Origin of the sequence: Sphingobacterium sp. xlx-96 (genome assembly GCF_011007365.1) — a bacterium.
In the GTDB taxonomy this organism is placed as follows: domain Bacteria; phylum Bacteroidota; class Bacteroidia; order Sphingobacteriales; family Sphingobacteriaceae; genus Sphingobacterium; species Sphingobacterium luzhongxinii.
In genome coordinates, this window is the sequence record NZ_WFKM01000001.1 from 355407 (window position 1) to 378897 (window position 23491).

Annotated in this window: 19 protein-coding genes; 13 read left to right on the plus strand and 6 right to left on the minus strand. The window is 39.8% G+C overall.

Going from position 1 to position 23491, the window contains the following annotated elements:
- Positions 1–52: 52 nt before the first annotated feature.
- On the minus strand, positions 53–841 hold the full coding sequence (locus G7B20_RS01650; protein ID WP_164108292.1) for a Cof-type HAD-IIB family hydrolase: 789 nt from the start codon (positions 839–841) through the stop codon (positions 53–55).
- A gap of 262 nt (positions 842–1103) precedes the next feature.
- On the opposite strand from G7B20_RS01650, the gene G7B20_RS01655 reads away from it, so the two are divergent.
- Complete coding sequence (locus G7B20_RS01655; protein ID WP_164108293.1) at positions 1104–2282, plus strand: class I SAM-dependent methyltransferase; 1179 nt, start codon at positions 1104–1106, stop codon at positions 2280–2282.
- Positions 2283–2301: 19 nt separating this feature from the next.
- Here G7B20_RS01655 and G7B20_RS01660 read toward each other — a convergent pair whose 3' ends face one another.
- The 4 genes from G7B20_RS01660 to G7B20_RS01675 all read right to left on the minus strand — a co-directional run bounded on the left by G7B20_RS01660 (position 2302) and on the right by G7B20_RS01675 (position 7869).
- The gene (locus G7B20_RS01660) at positions 2302–2688 is read right to left on the minus strand and encodes a VOC family protein (RefSeq protein WP_164108294.1); all 387 of its coding nucleotides are present in this window, start codon (positions 2686–2688) and stop codon (positions 2302–2304) included.
- A gap of 1 nt (position 2689) precedes the next feature.
- Positions 2690–3592, minus strand: a complete 903-nt coding sequence (locus G7B20_RS01665; protein WP_164108295.1) for a DUF72 domain-containing protein — start codon at positions 3590–3592, stop codon at positions 2690–2692.
- An 86-nt stretch (positions 3593–3678) separates the two neighbouring features.
- Positions 3679–4959, minus strand: coding sequence for a Gfo/Idh/MocA family protein (locus G7B20_RS01670; protein ID WP_164108296.1), 1281 nt, complete (start codon positions 4957–4959; stop codon positions 3679–3681).
- Between the two features lie 255 nt (positions 4960–5214).
- Positions 5215–7869: a heavy metal translocating P-type ATPase gene (locus G7B20_RS01675; RefSeq protein WP_164108297.1), complete on the minus strand. Its 2655-nt coding sequence runs from the start codon at positions 7867–7869 to the stop codon at positions 5215–5217.
- A 132-nt stretch (positions 7870–8001) separates the two neighbouring features.
- On the opposite strand from G7B20_RS01675, the gene G7B20_RS01680 reads away from it, so the two are divergent.
- The 7 genes from G7B20_RS01680 to G7B20_RS01710 all read left to right on the plus strand — a co-directional run bounded on the left by G7B20_RS01680 (position 8002) and on the right by G7B20_RS01710 (position 16855).
- On the plus strand, positions 8002–8934 hold the full coding sequence (locus G7B20_RS01680) for a tyrosine-type recombinase/integrase (protein ID WP_317164253.1): 933 nt from the start codon (positions 8002–8004) through the stop codon (positions 8932–8934).
- A 13-nt stretch (positions 8935–8947) separates the two neighbouring features.
- Positions 8948–9292 (plus strand): ribosome hibernation-promoting factor, HPF/YfiA family, encoded by a 345-nt coding sequence (gene hpf / locus G7B20_RS01685; RefSeq protein WP_164108298.1) that lies wholly within the window; start codon positions 8948–8950, stop codon positions 9290–9292.
- 159 nt (positions 9293–9451) lie between these two features.
- A complete protein-coding gene (locus tag G7B20_RS01690) occupies positions 9452–9814 on the plus strand; it encodes a hypothetical protein (protein WP_164108299.1) in 363 nt (120 codons plus the stop codon).
- 189 nt (positions 9815–10003) lie between these two features.
- Positions 10004–10531 (plus strand): ferritin, encoded by a 528-nt coding sequence (locus G7B20_RS01695; protein ID WP_164108300.1) that lies wholly within the window; start codon positions 10004–10006, stop codon positions 10529–10531.
- Between the two features lie 312 nt (positions 10532–10843).
- Positions 10844–13528 carry an outer membrane beta-barrel protein gene (locus tag G7B20_RS01700; protein WP_164108301.1) on the plus strand — a complete coding sequence of 895 codons (2685 nt, stop codon included), beginning with the start codon at positions 10844–10846 and terminating at the stop codon, positions 13526–13528.
- Positions 13525–14496: an NAD(P)H-quinone oxidoreductase gene (locus tag G7B20_RS01705; protein WP_317164371.1), complete on the plus strand. Its 972-nt coding sequence runs from the start codon at positions 13525–13527 to the stop codon at positions 14494–14496. The genes G7B20_RS01700 and G7B20_RS01705 overlap by 4 nt, the downstream gene beginning before the upstream one ends.
- A 73-nt stretch (positions 14497–14569) precedes the next feature.
- Positions 14570–16855 (plus strand): GH92 family glycosyl hydrolase, encoded by a 2286-nt coding sequence (locus G7B20_RS01710; RefSeq protein ID WP_164108302.1) that lies wholly within the window; start codon positions 14570–14572, stop codon positions 16853–16855.
- Between the two features lie 44 nt (positions 16856–16899).
- Here the strand turns inward: G7B20_RS01710 and G7B20_RS01715 are convergent, their stop codons facing one another.
- Positions 16900–17751 (minus strand): AraC family transcriptional regulator, encoded by an 852-nt coding sequence (locus G7B20_RS01715; RefSeq protein ID WP_164108303.1) that lies wholly within the window; start codon positions 17749–17751, stop codon positions 16900–16902.
- A 146-nt stretch (positions 17752–17897) separates the two neighbouring features.
- Here G7B20_RS01715 and fucP point away from each other — a divergent pair, with 146 nt between their 5' ends.
- The 5 genes from fucP to G7B20_RS01740 all read left to right on the plus strand — a co-directional run bounded on the left by fucP (position 17898) and on the right by G7B20_RS01740 (position 23452).
- On the plus strand, positions 17898–19142 hold the full coding sequence (gene fucP, locus G7B20_RS01720; protein WP_164108304.1) for an L-fucose:H+ symporter permease: 1245 nt from the start codon (positions 17898–17900) through the stop codon (positions 19140–19142).
- 27 nt (positions 19143–19169) lie between these two features.
- Complete coding sequence (locus G7B20_RS01725; protein ID WP_164108305.1) at positions 19170–19505, plus strand: L-rhamnose mutarotase; 336 nt, start codon at positions 19170–19172, stop codon at positions 19503–19505.
- Positions 19502–21166 carry a UxaA family hydrolase gene (locus G7B20_RS01730; protein ID WP_164108306.1) on the plus strand — a complete coding sequence of 555 codons (1665 nt, stop codon included), beginning with the start codon at positions 19502–19504 and terminating at the stop codon, positions 21164–21166. Before G7B20_RS01725 ends, G7B20_RS01730 begins: the two co-directional genes overlap by 4 nt.
- Positions 21167–21381: 215 nt before the next feature.
- Positions 21382–22686: an alpha-L-fucosidase gene (locus tag G7B20_RS01735; RefSeq protein ID WP_164108307.1), complete on the plus strand. Its 1305-nt coding sequence runs from the start codon at positions 21382–21384 to the stop codon at positions 22684–22686.
- A gap of 1 nt (position 22687) precedes the next feature.
- Positions 22688–23452, plus strand: a complete 765-nt coding sequence (locus G7B20_RS01740) for an SDR family NAD(P)-dependent oxidoreductase (protein ID WP_164108308.1) — start codon at positions 22688–22690, stop codon at positions 23450–23452.
- Positions 23453–23491: the final 39 nt, after the last annotated feature.

The window sequence follows — 23491 nt, forward strand, 5'->3', positions numbered from 1 at the left end:
TGTTTCCAAGCTCATCAAGGGCCCTAATGATGCAAAGTCATCATGAAAGTTCTTATAAAATACCGAAATGCTTTAAAGCATTCCAGATGCCATCATTATCGACATCATCGGTAATATGATCTGCTATGGCTTTTACCTCGGGATTAGCATTGCCCATAGCTACGCCTAAGGCAACATGTTGGAGCATGGTGATATCGTTACCGCCATCGCCAAAAGCTATTGTTTTGGATAGATCAATGCCATAATGTTCGCAAAAGATATCGACACCTACTTTTTTACTTTGTCCTTTCGGGTTGACATCCGCAAATAGTGGTGTCCAACGGGAAGCAAGTGAATTGGGCATCACCTCGGTCATAAATTGATCTTCTTCTTCTGGCCCCATGAAGATATTGGTCTGAAGGATAGAATCATGCTCTACATTGTTCATGTCGACCAATGGTGGGACTGGAAGGTTGAGGTGGGCGTACATTCCCGCGATCTCGGGGGTGACATCATGTATGCTGACTTCTTTTTCTGACATAAATGAAAAACTCAATGATCTTTCACCGACATATCTCAGAAGGCTTTCTATGTCTTTTGGATCAATGGCTTTTTTGAAAAGGATATGTCCTTCTTTGGAAACACAATAACCGCCATTGAAGGTAATATATCCATCGAAGTTTAAGTACTTAACGTGGTCTATACTATTAATAGATCGCCCGGTGGAAAGTATGGTTTTAATTCCTTTAGCTTGTAATTGTGCTAGAGCTTCTTCTGTAGAGGGAGACACTTCATGTGTCTTGAAACTTAGTAAGGTACCGTCAATATCAAAGAATACGGCTTCAATTTCTGGATTCTGCATAGTAAATCTGAGTCTATTTCAAACTTAGATAAAATGCTTTGCATTGGCGAATGTTTATTGTAAAATGATGTAATAACCATCGAAACCAATTAAGGTCGAACGTAAACTAACTATGGTTGTATCGGAAACAACCATGGTCAACAACAAACCAACCCTAGTCCAATAAAAACAGACTACGGTCAATCCCTAAATCACCAAGTTAGAATATAAATAAGTGAACAATGATTTTGTATCTTTGTAGCCTAAAATTATTATCTGTAAAATGGCAGTATCTTCTTTTATCGAAAAGTTAAGACAAAGTATAACACAGGAAAGTTTCATAAAGTTATCCCTGGGGAACTATCAAGGCACCGAAAATGGGCTGAAGCAAATCCATGTAAAACTCGTGTCTATAAAACGGGAGTTGCACCTGTCGTTTACTTTCCGTCATAAGACGAAAGATATCACGAAGAACTTTGCGGTGGAAGCTGGCTTGTTGCAAATCACTGAATATCTAAATTTGGGACAATTTAAAGTGGCGACACTTTTTACAGCCAACGCTAATGTTGTGTGCCAGATGAATAACAAAGGGGAGTGGTCTGAACGGATTGAAAAAGCGACGGCGAAGAAGACGCAATCGATGAGTCACGATGTCCAAAAGAAACGAAAGATTGGATCTGCTAACAAGCCCTATCTCCACGCTTTGCGGCTGACGGATCAGAACGGTGAAGTATACAACGCCGCTCAGGACAAATGGAAACAAATTAACCATTATATAGAACTGTTAAGTAATTCGCTGAATAATCTGCATTCGGATGATAGAATCAATGTTGTGGATATGGGAGCTGGTAAAGGGTACTTAACGTTTGCGTTGTATGATTATCTTAATAATGAACTCAAGAAAAAAGCCTTTGTAGAAGGTGTTGAATATCGACGTGATCTCGTCGAGTTATGTAATGGGATCGCTGGACAAGCTGGTTTTGATGGCCTGCATTTTTCGCAAGGAACGATCGATGCGTATGAGGCTTCTGTTAAACTTGATGTGTTGATCGCGCTACATGCCTGCGATACCGCTACCGATGATGCTATCTACAAGGGAATTCAAAATCAGGCAAAGCTTATCGTTGTAGCCCCTTGTTGTCATAAGCAGGTGCGTCGGGAATTGGAACTGGTCAAGGCCAAAAATGAATTAGATTTTATGACGAGACACGGCATCTTTTTGGAAAGACATGCCGAAATGTTGACCGATAGTATTCGTGCGCTTATTCTCGAATACTACGGATATCAGACCAAAGTCATGCAGTTTATTTCAGATGCACATACCCCCAAAAATGTAATGATCGTCGCGGAAAAGCGGGAGATAAATACGGAAAAGCAGCAGGAAATAAAGAAGAAACTTCAGGAGCTGAAAGCTTATTTTGGAATTCGGACACACTATTTAGAAAAAATCTGTAGTTTTTAACGATCAAGGTCGTGATGAGTTACCTTTCGTAAAGTTCCAGGGGTAATCCATCGGGATCTTGAAAAAAGGTAAATCTCTTGCCCGTGAATTCATCTGTTCGGATGGGTTCTGCGACTATGTTATTGGCTTTTAGTTTTTCTATCCATGTTTCTAACTGATCCACTGCGAATGCGAGATGCCGTAGCCCTAAGGCTTCTGGATAGGAGGGGCGTGGTACATGTGTGGGAAATGAAAATAATTCAATGATATAATGTTCATTGATGGCCAGGTCCAGTTTGAATGAATCCCGTTCTTCCCTATATGTCTCATTTAAAACCGATAATCCTAAGATCTTTGTATAGAAACTCTTGGACCTGTGGTAGTTACTAACGATAATAGCAATATGATGAATACCGGTTATCTTCATCTCAAAATAAGGTAGGTGGAGTGTTGTTTTTTTGATCTCCTGGTTTTTGTGGGATATTTAATTTAATTCCTAAGGCCTTATTCAGTTTTTCGATAAAATGAGCCGCTAGTAGTGGAGACTCCACTTCAATATTTTGATGGATAAAAAAGTACAGTTGTTGTAAGCCTGCCTCTTTCCATTGTAGGATGGTTTTGATCCATTCATCTAATCTGGTATAATCCGAGGGATGGTTTGCTCCTACATAGCGTACAAAAGCGGTGGGAGTAGTAAGACGCATATGCATCATGTCGCGCCTTCCTGCCGTATCAACCAGTACATTTGTTTTGTTGGTTTCTTCCAAAAGCTGATAAAATCGTTCAGCGATATCTGCAGAAAACCATTCTTCATTACGGACCTCTACTGCTAAAGGATAACCCTTAGGGAAATTTTTTAGAAAAGCCTCTAAACGGTCAAAATCCTTGGGTTTGAAGTTATCTATAAGCTGAAGAAAAGCCATTCCTAGTTTTTCCTCAAATAATACGGTAGAGTCTACAAATGCGGCGACTTTCTCATCCGAATTAAGCAATCTTCCAAAATGACTGATAGATTGCGGTATTTTTGGGAAGAATTTGAAGCCTTCGGGTGTTTTATGTTTCCAGGTCTCCACCTGATCTTTAGAAGGAGAGTTATAGAACGTAGCGTTTAACTCGATTGCGTTGAATTGGGTAGAGTAATAGGCCAATTCGTCTTTAGTACCCCGAGGATAAAATCCTTTTAAATCATTTTTATTCCATTTGGCACAGCCCACATATACTTCCATGGGTTTGTCTTGTTTATTACGCTGGAGTAAATCAAAGGTCTCTTGCGGGGTGTCAGGTATTGTAAAATCAATAAGGGAAGGATCTGCTACTTGTCCAAATTTCATAATAGGGAACTCGTTTATATTTTTAACAAAACTGCTGTAAAAATAAGCAGTTTTGTTGTAGAATCCCAATAGGACTTTAAAAGGTGTTAAGTTAATTTATAGCCGTTGTGATATTTTGCTTTTATCAAGGTGTTGGCCTCTGGGATGTCAAATTTCTTTTTGAGTGGATCCCAATGTATTTTTTTACCTACACGGTAGGCAATATTGCCCATCTGAGAAAAAATGGCGATGTGGGCACCAGCCTCTACAGGAGCATTAACTGCTTTGGGATCACGACGGCGTATTGCTTCAACAAAATTTGTGGTGTGTTTGTCCAACCCATTATCCAGCGGTTTTTGAAGTGGAATTGCTTCCATCTTGTCTTTTTCCGGAATAACTTCCCAACCTCTCCTATTGAGAACCAAAGTCCCGTTTTCGCCGACAAAAGCAACACCGTGATCCCGTTCATAAGGCCCTAAGGTTATTCCTTTGGTGTGTTCCCACACGATATTAAAATTGTCAAATTCGTAAACTGTATTTAAGGTGTCAGGAGTCTCTGAAGCATCGGTAGGATAGGCAAATTTTCCTCCCGAGGATATAATTGATTTAGGTTCAGATACCTGCATGCCCAATAACGCATAGTCTAGCATATGCACACCCCAGTCTGTCATTAACCCTCCGGCATAATCCCAAAACCAACGAAACTCAAAATGAAAGCGATTTGCGTTGAACGGTCTTTTCTTTGCCGGGCCTAACCATAGATCATAGTTGACATCCAACGGTGCCACCGTATCTTCAACGATAGGGATGCCTTGTTTCCAACTGACATAAGACCAGGCTTTGACGATTCTAATTTTGCCGAGCTTGCCCGAATGAACGAAACTGATTGCATCAGCAAAGTGTTGTTGACTACGTTGCCATTGCCCGACCTGCACAATGCTGTTGTGTTTTTTTGCCGTTTCCACCATCACATTACATTCTTCTATGCTGTTGCCTAATGGTTTCTCTACATATACGTGTTTTCCGGCTTTACAAGCATCCATCATCTGTAGCGCATGCCAATGATCCGGTGTACCAATGATTACAGCATCTACTTCTTTTGAGGTGAGTAGATCTTTGTAGTTTTCGAAAGTCTGTACCTTAATCCCCCGTTGCGCAAGTTCGGTTTCCCTCTTTTTGAGGACATTGGCATCGACATCACATAATGCTGTGCATACAACATCAGGGTGCTTGATAATGGAATTTAAATTTGACCACCCCATTCCATTGATTCCAATCGCTGCTACCCGTACTTTATTTTGTTGAGCGGAAAAGGATGGAAGTATAGGGGTGAGTAAAGTGGATCCACCTATTAAGGCGGCATTTTTTAAGAATAATCTTCTTTTCACGGTTTATAGTATAATAGGGTTCGTAACTGTTTTAAATAAGTAGGTTACATTACTTATTTATACAAACCTACATAAATTCGCTTTTATGCGCAATACAATTGCGTAGTAAAATAAAATCGAATTTTGTAGCTTTCCTCATCAATTTAGATTCTTTTATATTGAGGAAATGGCCAAAAAAGACAAGTACTTAGTGACAGTCCGATTTGGCAGGGGATGTCACTAAGTATTTCTTGAATGCATACTGTCGACTGTTTGTTACAGCTTCTTTAAATTAAGACGTAATGAATTTGCTATCACAGAAACCGAACTTAAACTCATAGCTGCTGCTGCTATCATTGGAGACATCAGCATCCCAAATACGGGGTAAAGCAAGCCTGCAGCAATCGGTATTCCTATCACATTGTAAAGAAAAGCAAAGAGTAAATTCTCCTTAATGTTTCGCATCATCATGCGGCTTAAGTCAATCGCTTTGGAGACGCCTCTTAGTTCGCCTTTAAGTAAGGTAATGTCCGAGCTCTGTATGGCCACATCGGTACCAGAGCCCATGGCTATGCCCACATCTGCCTGAGTGAGGGCGGGCGCATCATTTATACCGTCGCCAGTCATTGCTACAATCTTACCTTCTCCTTGCAGTCTCTTTATTTCATGGAGCTTGTCCTGCGGTAACAGTCTTGCTTTAAAGGAATTAATTCCTGTTTCTTTGGCCACAGCCTGGGCAGTAAGTTCATTGTCTCCTGTAAGCATTAGGACTTCTATTCCCAAGCTTTGCACATGCGAAATTATTTCTTTCGCGTTAGCTTTTATCTTATCCCGGACAGCTATAAAACCGGAGTATTCATTACCTACTGCGAGATAAGAGACACTGGATCCCTCTGACTGTAATCGACTTACCTTATCTTTTGTTGGAGAGGGGATTTCAATTTTATTGTCGTTGAGTAGGGCTTCATTACCTAAAAGTACAGCGGTACGGTCTAGTGTAGCTGATACGCCTTTACCCGTGACATTTGTAAAGTCACTAATAGGGGATAGAGGTATAGATTCAGCTTCAGCTTTGTTGACCATAGCCTCTGCAAGTGGATGTGAACTTTGTTTGTTGATAGAAGCGGCAACCTTTAGAATGTGATTGTCTATCGTCCCGTTTTTATTCTCATAGGTGGTCACCTCAGGTTTTCCTTCTGTTATGGTGCCCGTCTTATCCAAGATAAGATAGTCTATTTTTCGAAGTTGCTCTAAGGCTTCCGCTTTTTTAACCAATATTCCATTTTTTGCTCCCTTTCCAATACTCACCATAACCGACATCGGTGTAGCCAATCCTAAGGCACAGGGACAGGCAACTATTAGAATGGCTAACGCATTGGTGATGGCGTAGGCTAGTCGATCTTCCACTCCGCTTAACATCCAAATGATAAAAGTAGCGACTGCTATGAGAATAACTATAGGGACAAATACTTTTGAAATCTTGTCCGTGAGCTTTTGTATAGGAGCTTGACTTCTACTCGCATCATTGACTAGTTGTATGATTTGTGAAAGTAATGTTTCGGCGCCTATATGTGTAGCTTTCATTAAGAAGCTCTGATTGCCATTGATGGTTCCGCCGATGACATTATCATCCTTATTTTTCTCTACAGGAATAGATTCGCCTGTAATCATCGATTCGTCTACGGACGATGAACCCTCCGTAATGACTCCATCAATTGGGACTTTATCGCCCGGACGAACCCGTAATATGTAATCTTTTTTGATATCGTTTACAGCTATCCGCTGCTCGGTCCCTTCATGTAGCCAAATGGCTTCTGCAGGTGTCAGCTTGATGAGGGCTTTGATAGCGGAGTTTGTTTTGGAATGCGCTTTAGCTTCCATCAGTTGTCCGAGTATCACCAAAGTGATAATTACGACTACCGATTCAAAATAAAGTGGTGGGTGTGCGTGATGGGCACGCATTTCGGCCGGAAGAATTTGAGGAAACAGCAGGGCAATAATACTGAATATAAAAGCTGCAGCTGTTCCTAAAGCAATCAGACTAAACATATTCAGATTCCAGGTCTTAAAGGAGATCCAGCCTCTTTGAAAGAAAGTCCAACCGGTATAAAAGATCACTGGTAAAGTTAAAATAAATTGGATCCATCCATTTATGTGGGGAGGTATTAACTTGCTAACCGCATTTCCGGGAAGCATATCGCCCATAGATAGTAGAAATACGGGCAAGGTGAATAGGGTGCTGATAATCAGTTTCTTCTTCCAATTCTGATAAGTGTCGTCTTCTGTTTCTATTTGTTGGTTTGCAACGAGATCCATACCACAGATAGGACAGGCGCCTGGACTGTCTTGTTGTATTTCTGGATGCATCGGGCAGCTGAATACGACTTTTACTGTGGCCTCCGGGATTTTTTCCAGATTCATTCCACATACGGGACACATCCCAGCCTTGTCATATACTTTGTCTCCTTCACAATGCATCGGGCAATAGTATTTTCCAGCGTTGGATGAGCTGTTGTCGGAAAAATGTGATTGATGATGTTTACTGGGCTGCTGTTCGTGTATTTGTTCTAAAGCGACTAAGTGCATATTACATACCGGGCAACGGCCTTTTTCGGGATAATTCTTATCATGTCCCTCACAAAACATAGGACATATATACTGTCCGCTTGCTGAGTCAGCTCTTTCTTTTTGAACCGGGGAATTGTTGGTGTGCCTGTGCTCGTATTCGTGAATGTGGTAATTCGTGTCGAGCTCAGCTAACTTCCGTTGCAATAGAGGAAGGTTTGGTAGGGTAGCGCTTTCTATTTCGGCCTGTTCTTTTTCTAATGAAACTGTTGCTTGTATACCTTCGATCTCATTCAGTTTGGCTTCGATATGCCTACGACAACCGTCGCAGGTCATACCATGTATATGATATATGTGTTTATGCATATTGGCTTTTTATTAGTGTCTTTATTGTAAGTTAACACGAATTTCGGCTTATTGTTAGCAGATATGTTATATAATTTTTAATAAATGATATAGATTGTTGAGACGTTAATTTTTTTGATTAGATATTGGTTAATGCAGTTCATTTTACTTAAGTTTGGTTACAAGGTACGTAAAGAAGAAGATATGTTTAAAGATCGGTTTATTCGCTTTTTGACGTTTGAAAAACGTTATTCACCGCATACGATAAAGGCGTATGAAATGGAGGTGAAATGTTTTTTAGAATTTCTTGAAGCTGAAAAAATACCTTTTGAAGAGGTGGATCATAAATTGATGCGATATTACTTTTCGCTGTTGCGGGAGAAAGGAAAAGAAGCTACATCGGTCAATCGGTCTATTTCTACTTTGCGGTCATTTTATAAATTCTTACAAAGGGAGCAGCTAATTGCTAAAAATCCAGTACGTCTGGTACAGGCATTAAAAACACCGAAGAAATTACCGGTGGTGATAGAGAAGCAAAAGATGAATCATCTTTTAGAACATATGGACGAAGTGGCTGATGATTTTGAGTCGGTGAGAGATTTTATTATTATGGAGCTACTTTTCGGTACAGGGATTCGACTTTCCGAACTTTTACAAATAAAGGAGCAGGATATTGACTTTTACAATAAAAAAATTCTTATATTAGGGAAACGGAACAAAGAGCGTTTTGTACCCTTACATTTACCCTTAATCGAAGAATTAAAAAGATATTTAGAAAAAAAGAAACTTCAACATGTAGAAAACAATTCCGGATATTTAGTCGTTACTAAAGAAGGAAAGCAAGGATATCCGATGTTAATATATAGAGTAGTAAAAAGGTACTTAAGTATGATCACTTCACAAAAGAAAAAAAGTCCACATGTACTTAGACATAGTTTTGCTACTTCATTGTTAGACAACGGCGCAGATTTAAATGCGATCAAAGAATTATTAGGTCATGCAGGATTGGCAGCGACGCAAGTCTATACGCATAATTCGGCTGAGCGATTAAAATCAATTTACAAACAAGCACATCCAAAGGCTTAAAAAAGGAGGAAAAATGAACATTACTGTGCAATCAATTAAATTCGATGCAGACCAAAAATTGGTAGATTTTATCAAAAGGAGAACTGACAAGTTAGAGCAGTATTTGGACAATATCATTGAGGGCGTATGCTATCTTCGTTTGGAAAATGTAGAAGACGAGGAGAACAAAGTGGTAGAGTTGAAGTTTAATATTCCAGGAAGCCAGCTTTTCGCGAAGGCGCAGGCGAAGAGTTTTGAGGAGGCGACGGATATCGCAGTGGAGTCGTTGAGACGACAGATTAATAAACACAAGACGAAAACTAGAACTAACGTTAGTAATCATAAGGAATTACTTTCGGCGGAGGAAGATGAATTTTAATGGGAGGAAGTTCCCATTTATAAAAAAGGAAAGCGGCTTAGTATTACTAAACCGCTTTTTTATTTTCTGTTGCGAAATTTTATTTGGATTGATTCTTAATTAATTTTATATTTGCACATCGTTTAATGATTAGTGGTCTAAAAGATAAAATAACCGGAAATGATTTGTCCATTGGCTAACGTAGAAGAGGTGTATATAACGGAACATGGTGCCGTTTATCAGTGTAGTAGAAAAAATTGTTATTGGCTCGAATTTCAGGGGAATACCACGGCTTTTAAGGTCAACGATTTTTTTGTTTTTAAAAAGCGTATCGAACAGGTCGATATAGAAGCAATGTTATGTAACTCTTCGCGTTCTTTTGATTTTGAAGTCATTATGCCTTTTCGTACAGAACGTTGTTTTATTCTTTCTGTAGAAGACGTACTCAATCTCCGTGAGTTGCTTTCAGGGGCAAAATTTATGTTGGAGTTAAATGGTCAGATCCGGTCAATTTTACGTCATAATTCCCTCTTGGCTATCTAATCAAAAGCTGTTTAAAATCATACTGATTCTAAACAAGTTAGCTTAATGATTTCTAATTTAGACTTAATTTGTATTGCATTTTTTTTATTGTTATCCTATAGATCGGCTTTATCTTTGTGTTAGTAAATCGCAGGTGTGTATGGCTCGCTGTGGTTTAATGTAAAAGTGGAAATATAAAAATATAACGATATGAAAGACTTATTAAAATTGAAGTCATCTTTGACTGAAGAAATAGAAAATATATTAAATGCCCAAGTTAAAGTAGAAGCACATTCTTCCGCTTTGTATTTAGCGATGTCTGCATGGTGTGATGATCAAGGGTTGGATAATGCATCTCGTTTTTTCGCGAAGCAATCTGACGAAGAGCGTGCGCACATGTTGAAGTTGTTCAACTATATAAGCAACCGTGGTGGGAGAGCAATTTCGCCAGAGGTTACTAATATCCCCGTAGATTTTGAATCGTTCCGTGGTGTTTTTGAACAGACATTGGAGCAGGAAATGTTTGTAACAGAGCAGTTTAATAATATGGCAGACAAATGTATGAAAGCTAAAGATTATGTCACGTTCAACTTTTTACAATGGTTCTTGGCGGAGCAGGTGGAAGAAGAATATGTAGCTAGACGTATTCTGGAAATATTTGATGTTATCGGTGAAGAAGGAACTGGACGTTGGGAAATCGATAGACATTTGGTTAAAGTAGCTTTTGATGGCGAATAGTCATTATTAAATTTGTATAATATTTTGTGAAAGGCTGTCGGAATCGACAGCCTTTTTTATATACGATTGTGTAATATTTATCGTTTTAGTTATATAGGACTTTTTGATGTTTAGGACGAGATTGTTAATGCCGAAAGCCTAAAGTGAGTTTTTTTCTTATTTGTAAGTATATGATTAGTCTACTTGTAGAATGATGAAAGTTTTTTGAATAACAATATTTTAGTATATTGAACTAAGTTAGATTTTGCGAACTTATTGGTGAAATTCTCGTGGTATAAAATAAGGTTTATCATTGTTGTGTTTGCTTGTCAAATGCTGACAAATTATGTACATGCGCAAAATAGTGTATATGGTCGGGTATTGGATAAAAGAGGGAATCCCCTTAAGTCCGTTAGTGTCCGTATGACCAGTGAATTGGATACGCTTCATAAAATAACAGATTTACTCGGTAATTTTAATTTCACAGATTTTAAAGGCAAGAATCTCAATTTCGACTATAAGATGTTGGGGTATAAGAGTGCAAACAAATCAATGCTTATCGCAGGAGACAAAGTTCAGTTAGAGGTTCCTACTGTTTATCTTGAGCTATTTTCTTTGGAAATACCGGATGTTAATATTTTGAAAGTAATACCTGTTGTCGTGAACGGAGATACTTTGCAGTTTAATTTTAACGCTTTCGATTTTCGAAAAAATTCGTTGTTGGAAGACGCGTTAAAAAATCTTCCAGGTTTCCAGGTGTTTCGAGATGGTTCTGTGACTTATAATGGCAAAACGATCAAAAGAGTAAAGGTCGATAATAGAGATTTTTTTGGTGGAGATCTGTTGACGGCTACACGAAATCTGCCGGTCGACTTTATACAGAATCTACAGGTGATTGATTTTTACGGTGATAAAGAGCAGGAGACCGGTTTAAAAAATGGTGAACCAGAAAAAATACTGAATATAAGCCTGAAAGACGATCACAAGAAAATCTATTTTGGGCAAGCTACAGGTGGTGGGGGAACCAACTCCAGGTATCTTGGGAGCTTTGGAGCGAATAAATTTGATGATGGTCGGGAGATTTCTATCTTGGGTTCTTTTAATAACACCAACACGAATCTTTTTAGCTTTGGTAACCCAGAGGGAGGGGATAGAAGTCGTAACTCGATGGATATAGGTGAATATGCTGATCCTATAGATGGTCTGAACGAAGTGAGCTCTGCGGGTGTCAATGTCTCCGATAAGTGGGGGGAGTATACGTCCTTTAATGCGACATATAATTTTGTGCGTCAGGAGAATGTTACTGACGGTATATCTAAATTGACCTCTACTTATGTTGGAAACACAATTACTAAAGAGGAGACTTACAGGATTCGGAATATCGACCAGAATCACAAGATGAAATTTGGTTTTGATACGAAGTTTAAGAATTCGGACCTGCTGAAGATACAGGGAAATCTTACTTTCAATCAACTGAATGGATCAAACAGAAAACGTACCGACCTACGCAACTACGAAAAGACCAATTCCGGGGTGTACCGTGATTCTACTTCCCAAATCAGTCCGAATGGAGATCTTGAGGCGATGTACTCCAAGTCATTTCGAATGAAAGGGCGAAAGCTAGTCGCAAATATTTTGTTAAATTCCAACAATGTAGAGAAGCGGGAGAGCGTATTTGAGGAGTATGATGAAGCAGAAAGAAATGTAACAAGGGTTGATTCTGGAGAATTTCGTCAAAATCAATTTATCAAACAGAATAACTATACGAATTCGACGAAAGCGTCCGTTTCTTATGTAGAGCCCTTTCTTCAACACAGTTTGTTTGAATTTAGTTATGAATTTGATATTACGCGTATCGAAGCTATACGTCAAGTAGAGGATAAACTACCGTCCGTAACGCCTCTTTCTGTTAACTCTGATTCGCTGACCGTTGATTACGATTATTTTTTTAGAAATAATAAAACTGGTGTAACTTATCAATACGAACCAAATAAGCGGTTTAAAATGAACTTTGGGTTTGCGGTGCAGCCGCTGTACATGGAAGGGAGATTGACCAAGGACAATGTCGTCTATAAGTATGAGAATATCAATTTAATACCCAGCGCAAATGTTATTTATCGTTTCTCGAAAAATATGGACTGGCAGATGAACTATAAGGGTAAGAATAACCAACCTTATTTTAACCAGATAGCACCGGTTGTTGATAATACTAATTCGCGCAATGTCATTATTGGAAATCCAGAGCTGAAAGCGGAATCTGCGCATCGCGTTGCAACAACTTTGCGAAAGACCTTTACATCACGTATGCAGTACTTCGAAACCAATTTCGCCTACAATTTTATTTTGAATAAGATTGTGAGCGACAAGCGTTCGGCAACTAACTCCACTGTTCAGGAAACTACCTTTAAAAATACCTCTGGTTATTATGATGTTCGGTGGTATTATATGTTTAATACGCCTTTTATCAATGATGATTTTCAGTTGGATTTGACAGGAAATACAGACTATTACAATAATCTTTCTTTTATTGACGAGAAAAAAAGAACAACGAAGCAGTTGATATTGACACAGTCTATGCAATTGAAATACGCGTGGAGTGATTATGTGGAATCTGTATTTAACGCAAACTATGTGTGGAACAATACCCGCTACGATATCCCGTTTAAAACGAACATCAATGTGGAAACAATGTTCTGGGGCTTGGGGGCTAGAGGCTATCTGAATGATAACCTTTCTTTGGGGCTAGAGATGTCTCAGCGCTACAATAATGGTTACACCAGTAATTTTATGAATGAAAATCAAACTATAATGAATGGTTTTGTGGAGTGGACTTTCTTTCGGAATAAATCGGCTCTATTACGATTGCAGGGCTATGATTTGTTTGATCAAAACAAAGCGATGGGTATCTATTCGGAATATATAGGTAATGATGTTTACGAAGCAAAGAACAGTCGACTGGGACGTTATTTTATGCTGTCATTGAATGTTCGGCTTCAAAAGTTTCCAAAGAAGAAATGATGAAAGCAGTCGTGATAACACAAATGGGCGGGCCCGAGGTGCTACTGGTGGAGGAACGCTCGATTCCAGTACTTAGATATAATGAGGTACTTATTGAGGTAAAAGCTGCAGGAATCAATAGGCCTGATATCTTTCAGCGTAAAGGTAATTATCCGGCGCCCGCCGGTGTTGTTGCTGATATTCCAGGACTGGAAGTGTCGGGTGTAATTGTTGAAGTGAATGGGGTTTGTGAGAATTTGAAGATCGGAGATCGGGTAATGGCTTTGGTGGCTGGAGGAGGATATGCACAGTACGTTGCTGCACATGCTGGCGTATGTTTGGTTATTCCTGAGAATCTATCTTATGAAGAGGCTGCCGGTATGCCAGAGACTCTATTTACAGTATGGCACAATGTTTTTCAGCGAGGAGGTCTGGCTAAAGGAGAACGTTTTTTAGTCCATGGTGGTGCCGGAGGTATTGGTAGCACGGCAATTCAGTTAGCCAAGCTTTGGGGCGCTGAGGTGTTTACGACTGTCGGTTCTATCGATAAGGTTTTATTTGTCAGTTTATTGGGTGCCTCTCATGTTATTGATTATTCAGATTCAGATTTTGAAGTGGCTTGGAGGGGAATAGGAATTGATGTCATCTTAGATAGTATCGGTGGAACCTATTTTAACAAAAATATAAACCTTTTGGCGGAAGAAGGACGGCTTGTTATGATCAATGCTATGGAGGGAGCTAAGGTCGAATTGAATTTGATGAAAGTAATGTTGAAACGTATTCATATTACTGGAAGCACCTTGCGTAGCCGATCAGTGGAGTTTAAGCAAGATCTGACAAATTCTATTCGACAGGAGGTTATGCCATGGATAGCCTCGGGGAGGTATAAAACTCACATTGCTGCATGTTTTCCGTATGATAAAGCTGATCTAGCACATGAACTGATGGAGAGTCGGGGATTTCGCGGAAAAATTATATTGACTTTTTGATGTTGCTAAAATAATTTAGCTATTTGTATTGTTGGAATATTTTAGGATATTTATACATTCAAATATAACCAGCATGAAACTGAATCTAATCTTATCCTTAGTATTTGTACTGTTTATCCGATCTAGTTTTGCTCAAAGGATTGGTAAAATCGAAGATCCATTGGATTATGTAAGTACGTTAGTGGGGACACAGTCTACCTATTTTCTATCCAGTGGCAATACCTATCCGGCAATAGCGGTTCCTTGGGGGATGAACTTCTGGAGCCCGCAGACCGGAAAAATGGGCGATGGATGGATGTATACCTATACGGCAGAAAAGATTCGGGGATTTAAACAGACACATCAGCCTTCGCCCTGGATGAATGATTATGGGCAGTTTAGTATTATGACTATGGTAGGCACAGCCACATTCGATGAAAATAAACGTGCTAGTTATTTCTCACATAAAGCTGAAATTGCGAAGCCGCATTATTACTCGGTATATCTGGCCGATTACGATACGAAAGTGGAGATTACACCGACCGAACGTGCTGCTTATTTCCGGTTTACTTTTCCTAAAACTGATTCTGCCTTTGTACTTATAGACGCTTTTGATAAGGGCTCTTTTGTGGAGGTATTACCTAACGAGAATAAGATCATAGGTTATTCCACAAAAAATAGTGGAGGCGTACCAGACAACTTTAAAAACTACTTTGTTCTTCAATTCGATCGTTCATTCAACAATGTCTCCACTTTCGCAGACTCGGTAATGCAGAATGGTAGACTGAGAGTCAAGGCCGAACACGTAGGTGCTATTGTGGGGCTTCAGTCCAAAGGTAAGTCTGATCAAGTTTTAGTGAAAGTGGCTTCTTCATTTATCTCTTCGATGCAGGCTGATCTGAATTTAAGAGAATTGGATGGTCTTAATTTTGATCAAGCGGTTCAAAAAGCCGCCTCTATTTGGAATAAGGAACTAGGCAAATTACAAGTTGAAGGAGGGAGCATGGACCAACTCCGTACGTTTTACTCTTGCTTGTATCGATCGTTGCTTTTTCCGAGGATGTTTTATGAGTATGATGCCACAGGTAAGGTCGTGCATTATTCTCCATATAATGGCCAAGTGTTGCCGGGCTATATGTTTACAGACACGGGATTTTGGGATACATTCAGAGCTTTGTTTCCGTTTCTTAATCTCATGTATCCAGAAGTAAGTCTCAAAATGCAGGAGGGGCTTGCAAATGCGTATAGGGAAGGAGGCTGGCTGCCGGAGTGGGCTAGCCCGGGATACAGAAATATTATGGTAGGTAATAATTCAGCTTCTGTAGTAGCAGATGCTTGGGTTAAAGGGGTGCGTTCAAAAGATATTGAGGTTTTATACGAAGCGGTTAAAAAAGGTTCCTTAAAAGAAGGTCCGATTACGGCCGTAGGCCGGGCCGGGGCATCTTATTACAATGAGTTAGGTTATGTCCCTTACGATGTCAAAATACATGAGAATACGGCGCGAAGCTTAGAATACGCATATGATGATTTTTCTATATACCAATTGGCCAAAGCGTTGAGTAAAGATCAAGCAGATGTTGATTTTTATAAGCAAAGATCTTTCAATTACAGGAAGCTGTTTGATCCATCGACGGGCTTAATGCGAGGTAAGAATAAGGATGGTTCGTTTCAAAAACCTTTTAATCCATTCAAGTGGGGAGACGCATTTACAGAAGGCAACAGTTGGCACTACAGTTGGTCTGTATTTCAGGATTTTGAAGGTTTAGCCCAATTAATGGGAGGGCATCATGCATTGGAAATAAAGCTTGATTCCGTATTTGCTTTGCCTCCGGTTTTTGACGATTCTTATTATGGGTTCCCGATTCACGAAATCAGAGAGATGCAGATTGCAAACATGGGGCAATATGCACATGGAAACCAACCTATTCAGCATATGCCTTACATTTATAATTATGTAGGAGCACCTTGGAAGACTCAGTATTGGGTTCGTGAGACGATGAATAGAATGTATACGCCCAATCCCGATGGCTACTGTGGAGATGAAGATAATGGGCAGACTTCTGCTTGGTACGTTTTTTCAGCCTTAGGATTCTACCCCGTAACTCCCGCTACAGATGAATATATCGTAGGTACGCCGCTTTTTGATAAAGTAACATTGCATTTAGATGGTGGTAAAGTTTTGATTATTAAAGCAGAAAATAACAATGAAGATCAGCGTTATATTAAATCTATGACTGTTAACGGTAAGCGTTATACCAAAAACTACCTACGTCATAGCGAACTAATAAAAGGTGGGACAGTCCATTTTTTAATGGATGGCATACCTAATAAATCGAGGGGAGTAAGTGCTGAAGACAGACCATTCTCGTTGAGTAGGTAGTCAAAGGGTTGGTGTTTCGTTTTTTTAAGAAAAGGACACCGGATTTAATTTTTTCTGTATTCCGTGGGGGTTAGTTTTAATTGTTCTTTGAAGGTCTTATGAAAGCTTACAAAGTTATTGAACCCGCTGTCATAGCAAATCTCTTTGAGGCTAAGATTAGTATTCTTTAGCAAACGGCAAGCATGCGCGACCCGGATTTCACTGACAAACTGTATGGGAGTCTTTCCCGTTTTGTATTTAAAATACCGACAGAACGAGTTTTTGGTCATTTTGGCCTGATTTGCTAATTTGCTGAGCTCGATTTTTCCCTTGTAGTATTCACGGATATAATTCATAACATCATTCATCCTACGCTCGTCATTAGAATGATTGAGGATTGCATAGTTGTCACTTACTAGTTTTTCATAGGGTAGAGTCGCATATTGTGCTAACGACTGAAGTAAAAAAGTAAACTTCAAAACCCCTTCTGTATCCAGCATTGATTTAAGATGCTGCCCTAAGGAAGGGGAGGCGGCGTCCCTGATCATCAATCCTTTTTCTGAATCTTGTATTAGCTGTTTAAGCTGTACCATTTCTGGAAGGTTGAAGAAATCTGAACCCGCAAAGTCTTTTTTGAAATGAACTACAATACAGTCTATGGGGGCATCCAGATTATCGCTTCTGAAGTTTTCAAACAACCAGTAATGCGGTAGATTCGAACCTATCAGGACAGCGTCTCCTTCTGCAAAATTTTGAATACAGTCGCCTATAAAAAGAGTTCCTGAACCTTTGTATATCCATATAAATTCGAGCTCTTCGTGATAATGCCAGCTGTTGTGGTTACGTGGATAGCTATCCTGACGGATATGAAAACTGTTGTAATAGGTACGGTCCAGAGAAAGCTGTTTCAGTTTCATTTTTGCGAATAGTTAACTTTATATTCAAATATAGTTATTGTTTTTTTTAGATGCAGGTAAAATAGTTTATTTATATGGTAAATTGGTTTATGTTTTAATCGAGAAATATAGCGTATTTAGTACTACCAATATAATCCATAGATACTATGACACAAGTAAAGAAGTACACATTTGCCATTATTTTGATAACGTCCTTATTTTTCTTTTGGGGCTTTATTCATAATCTTGATCCGATTTTAATCAAGCATCTGCGGAGTGCTTTCAGTTTGACCCATTTTCAGGCATCATTGGTAGATTCCGCTGTTTTTGTAGCCTATTTCTTTTTAGCTATTCCTGCAGGCGTTATTATGAAACGCTATGGTTATAAATCAGGTATTCTAGTTGGACTTTCCTTATTTGCTTTGGGTTGTTTTTTATTTATTCCTGCAGCAAATACAGTCAGTTATCCCTTCTTTCTAGGGGCTTTGTTTGTCCTTTCTTGTGGATTGACTATATTGGAGACTGCGGCAAATCCATATATTACTGTTTTGGGAGACCCGGCCAAGGCAACACAACGCTTAAATTTTGCACAGTCGTTTAATGGGCTGGCTGCCTCGGTGGCACCAATCGTTGGAGGGGTGTTTATACTTGGCGAAGAACCTAAATCTGCAACGGAGTTGGCTTCAATGACGGAGCAGGCTAAGTCCGCCTATATTCAGGCTGAAACGTCGTTGGTAAAAGGTCCTTATCTTATTTTAGGACTTCTTATTCTTTTTGTCGCTATATTATTTTTTTTAACAAAGCTTCCTGAGATTAAAGAGGAGGAAGGTGAATCGTCAAAAGGCTTTCTCGGCGCATTGCGTCATAAGAATGTGCGGTGGGGCGTATTGGCTCAGTTTTTTTATGTTGGAGCACAGATATACGTATTTAGCTTTTTATTGGTGTTTGCGGAAGATGCATTAGGTATGAGCGGTCAGGAAGGTAAATATTATGCTGGATTGGCAGGCTTTCTCTTTATGATAGGCCGTTTTATCGGTACTTTTTTTATGCGTTATGTGAAGCCTTATAAATTGTTGATTATCTATAGTATTATGGCCAGCCTACTGTGTTTAGTCGTTATCTACGGCACAGGGATGGCTACTTTATATGCATTGGTTGGGATTACATTTTTTATGTCTATCATGTTCCCAACTATTTTTGCGTTAGGCATTGAAGGTGCAGGTGCGGATACCAAGTCTGCATCTAGTTTGATCATTATGTCTATCGTTGGGGGAGCGGTGATACCTCCTTTGGCGAGCAAAGTGACCGATATGACAGGAAACATTCATTTATCCTATTATATTACTTTACTTTGTTTCATTGTAGTATTGTTCTTTGCATGGAATAATAAAGGGAAAGAGATAGTTAAGTAGTACGCAAGATTAAAAAATATATAGTATATGAAGACACATGCACTGGCATTGGATCTACAGAATGATCCTGTTTTGATTGAAGAGTACGAAAATTATCACCGGGCGGTATGGCCAGAGATAAAAGAATCTATACTGAATGCCGGTATCGTTTCGATGGAAATATACCGCTTTGGAAATAGGCTTTTTATGTTGATGAATGTAACTGATGACTTTAGTTTTGAGCAAAAAAGAGACATGGATGCCGCTAATGGTAAAGTCCAAGAGTGGGAGGCATTGATGTGGAAATATCAACGTGCTATTCCTGGCGCTAAAGAAGGCGAGAAATGGGTGATAATGGATAAGATATTTGAATTGAAATCATGAATAAAGAGAAAATGCTGTTTTTGCAAATCCATCCAAAGGATAATGTATTGGTGGCGCTGAGCGATCTTTCTAAGGGTTTTTCGGTTAATTTTGAAGGGCGGTCTTTTGAGTTGCAGCAAGATGTTCCTGCTAAGCACAAGTTTAGTATACATGCTTTTGCAAAAGATACTGAGGTTTACATGTATGGAGTGCTTGTAGGAAAGGTGAATCATGAATTGAAAGCCGGGGAACCGCTTACGGTAGACAATCTACGGCATGCATCTGAGGGTTTTAAGTTGGGGAATCGAAAGTTAGATTGGCATAAACCGGATGTGTCTAAAATTTCAAACCGTACTTTTCGCGGTTACCACCGCAGCAATGGTGCTGTCGGAACAGCCAATCATTGGCTAGTCATTCCACTGGTTTTCTGTGAAAATAGAAACGTGCTGACACTTAAAGCAGCACTTGAGGAAAAATTGGGTTATGCGTTGGATAGTAAAGATTATTCGGATGAGGTTGATGAGCTGATCGCAAGGTATAATGCAGGTGCGTCTGTAGAGGAATTACTTCAGGTAGATCTTTCTTCTGCCCGGGTAGATAAATCTAAAAATCGCTTGTTTCCCAATATCGACGGTGTCAAGTTTTTGAATCATGACATGGGATGCGGGGGGACGAGAATGGACGCTGATGCCTTGTGTGGTTTGTTGGCAGGGTATATTACACACGCCAACGTAGCAGGGGCCACTGTGTTGAGCCTAGGTTGTCAGCATGCCCAGGCTTCGATCTTAAAGGCTGAAATATTAAAAAGAGATCCCAACTTTGATAAGCCGTTGTTTGTCTTCGAACAGCAGTTGGAAGGCACAGAACAAGAGCTGATGCAGAAAGCCATTAAGGCAACATTTACCGGAATGGTTACGGCCAATCTACAGGAACGTAAGGAGGCGGGATTGGATAAACTATGCGTGGGATTGGAATGTGGCGGTTCGGATGGCTTTTCGGGGATTTCTGCGAATCCGGCTCTAGGGTATTTGTCGGATATTATCGTTGCGCTCGGTGGTTCAGTTATACTTTCAGAGTTTCCGGAGCTTTGCGGTGTCGAGCAGGAATTGAGTGATCGCTGTATAGATGAACCTACTGCGGAAAAGTTTATGCATCTGATGAAGACTTATAATGCGAAAGCGGAAGCTGATGGATCTGGATTCTATATGAACCCTTCTCCTGGAAATATCCGTGATGGGTTGATTACCGATGCGATCAAGTCTGCTGGAGCGGCCAAAAAGGGAGGTACGTCTCCAGTGGTTGCAGTGGTAGATTACCCCGAGCTAGCTAATGGTCCGGGACTGAATCTTTTATGTACTCCAGGTAATGATGTTGAGAGTACTACAGCAGAAGTTGCCGCAGGGGCCAATGTAGTGTTATTTACAACCGGATTAGGAACTCCGACAGGAAATCCCATAGTCCCCGTTATTAAGCTTTCTACGAATACGGAGACCTTTGAGAAGATGCCAGATATCATTGATATCAACTGTGGGCACATTATAGACGGTGAGGAAACTATAGAAGAAGCCGCTCATCGTATTTTAGATTACGTTATTGCTGTAGCAAGTGGAGAACAGATTGCTAAAGCAGTCAAATTGGGACAAGATGATTTTATCCCGTGGCGTAGAGGTGTATCGTTGTAGTCTTTATATACTAGTTCTGCTACAGATAAGTAGCTGTTGATATAACTATTAAAATGTTGCTTACAGATGAAATACGCATGTTTAGCGAGGCGCAAACACCCAGGAGTATTCCATCCCGAGGTGTCGGTACAAGTTAATGGCAGATAAGAACAAAGCGAGTGGGCCGAGTTCATTGATATCAGTTTGAACAAAAACTCATCAATAATCATACACATATGAAAAAAATTGTATTTGCATGTTTGTTACTGTTTCAGGTGTTCGTATCATCGGGACAAGAACAGTATCAACCGACTAAGGAAAACTTAGCGAATAGAAGATGGTTTGAAGAAGCCCGTTTCGGTGTATTTATCCATTGGGGAGTCTATAGTGTGTTGGGAGATGGCGAATGGGTAATGAATAATCAAAACTTTGGGTTAAATGAATACGAATTACTACCTAAATTTTTTAATCCCATTGACTTTGACGCACGAGAGTGGGCGAAGTTGTTTAAGCAAAGCGGGGCCAAGTATATTACGTTTACGACAAGACATCATGATGGTTTTTCGATGTGGCATACAAAGCAGTCTAATTATAACATCGTAGATGCCACCCCTTTTAAGCGTGATATTGTAAAGGAACTGGTGGATGCTTGCCGCAAAGAGGGTATCAAGGTCATGTTCTATTATTCGTTGCTCGATTGGAAAAGGGATGATTATTTGCCTTTTGGGCGTACAGGTAAAGGGATTATTGGCCGTGATTCGACAAAGGGAAATTGGGATGGTTATGTAAGGTTTATGAAAAGCCAACTGACAGAATTGTTGACAAACTACGGTAAGATAGACGGAATTTGGTTTGATGGTCATTGGGACAAGCCAGATGCTAACTGGCATTACGATGAGATATACAGCCTTATCCATCGTCTACAACCACAGTGTTTGGTAGGGAACAATCATCATATTGCCCCTATTGCAGGAGAAGATTTTCAGATGTTTGAACGGGATCTTCCTGGACATAATACCACGGGATTTGGTACTAAGGCTGAAGATATAGGTGCTCTGCCAAAAGAAGTCTGTGGTACTATTGCGGGATCTTGGGGTTTTGATATTAAAGATCGAAAGCGAAAGACCTTCAAAGAGGTGTTGAGCTATCTTGTTAAAGCCGGAGGACATGGTTCAAACCTATTGTTGAATGTAGGCCCCATGCCGAATGGAGCTATACAGGATTATCAACAGGAACGTTTAAGGGAGATCGGAGCATGGTTGAAGAAGTATGGAGATAGTATTTATGGTACCCAAGGTGGTGATATTAGCCCTACCGATGACTATGCGTTTACGCGTAAGGGGGATGTAGTTTATCTCCATGTGTTGAATACGCAACTCTACACTATTAATGTAGCCGATTTTACAGCAAAAGCTAAGTCAATAGTTTTGTTTGATTCGAAAGACAAAGTAGAATATAAATTAGAAGGTTCAAATCTTCAGATTGTTCTGCCCGTCCGAAAGGGTGATGAACCTTATGTATTAATGATAAACACAAAATAGCATGTCAAAATTAGTTGGAAAAGTGGCCATCGTTACCGGGGGTGGTAGTGGAATAGGGAAAGCCATAAGTGAGTTATTTGCTGAACAGGGGGCTTTTGTACATATATTGGATCTCGATCAGACAGGAAGTGAAGCTGTCGTAGAGGAGATTCATCAAAAAGGTGGGAATGCGATGCTGCACGTATGCAGTGTAGCGGATCAAGGACAGGTTCAGGAAATTGTCTCGAAAATAGAAAAGGTAGATATCTTAGTCAACAATGCCGGGATAGCTCATGTAGGGAATCTAGAACACTGTGCGGAGGCTGATTTTGAGCGTGTGTTTAATGTGAATGTTAAAGGCGCTTACAATGCGCTATACGCGGTGGTACCGTGTATGAAAGAAAATGGTGGGGGTGCGATCTTGAATTTAGCTTCTATTGCTGCGGTTGTAGGTATCTCGGATCGATTTGCTTATTCCATGAGCAAAGGAGCTATCTATGCGATGAGTATGTCGGTAGCAAGAGATTACATGAAGGATAATATTCGATCTAACTCGATATCTCCGGCACGGGTTCATACGCCTTTTGTGGATGGGTTTATTGCAAAAAACTATCCTGGCAAAGAGACGGAAATGTTTGAGAAACTCTCTCAATCCCAACCTATCGGAAGAATGGCGAAACCAGAAGAAATTGCTAAATTAGCATTATTCTTATGTTCGGATGATGCTTCTTTTATCACGGGAAATGATTATCCTATAGATGGTGGATTTATAAAATTGAATAATTAAATCAGGAAAATAGGTAGCTGTAAGCGCTTAACCATCTGC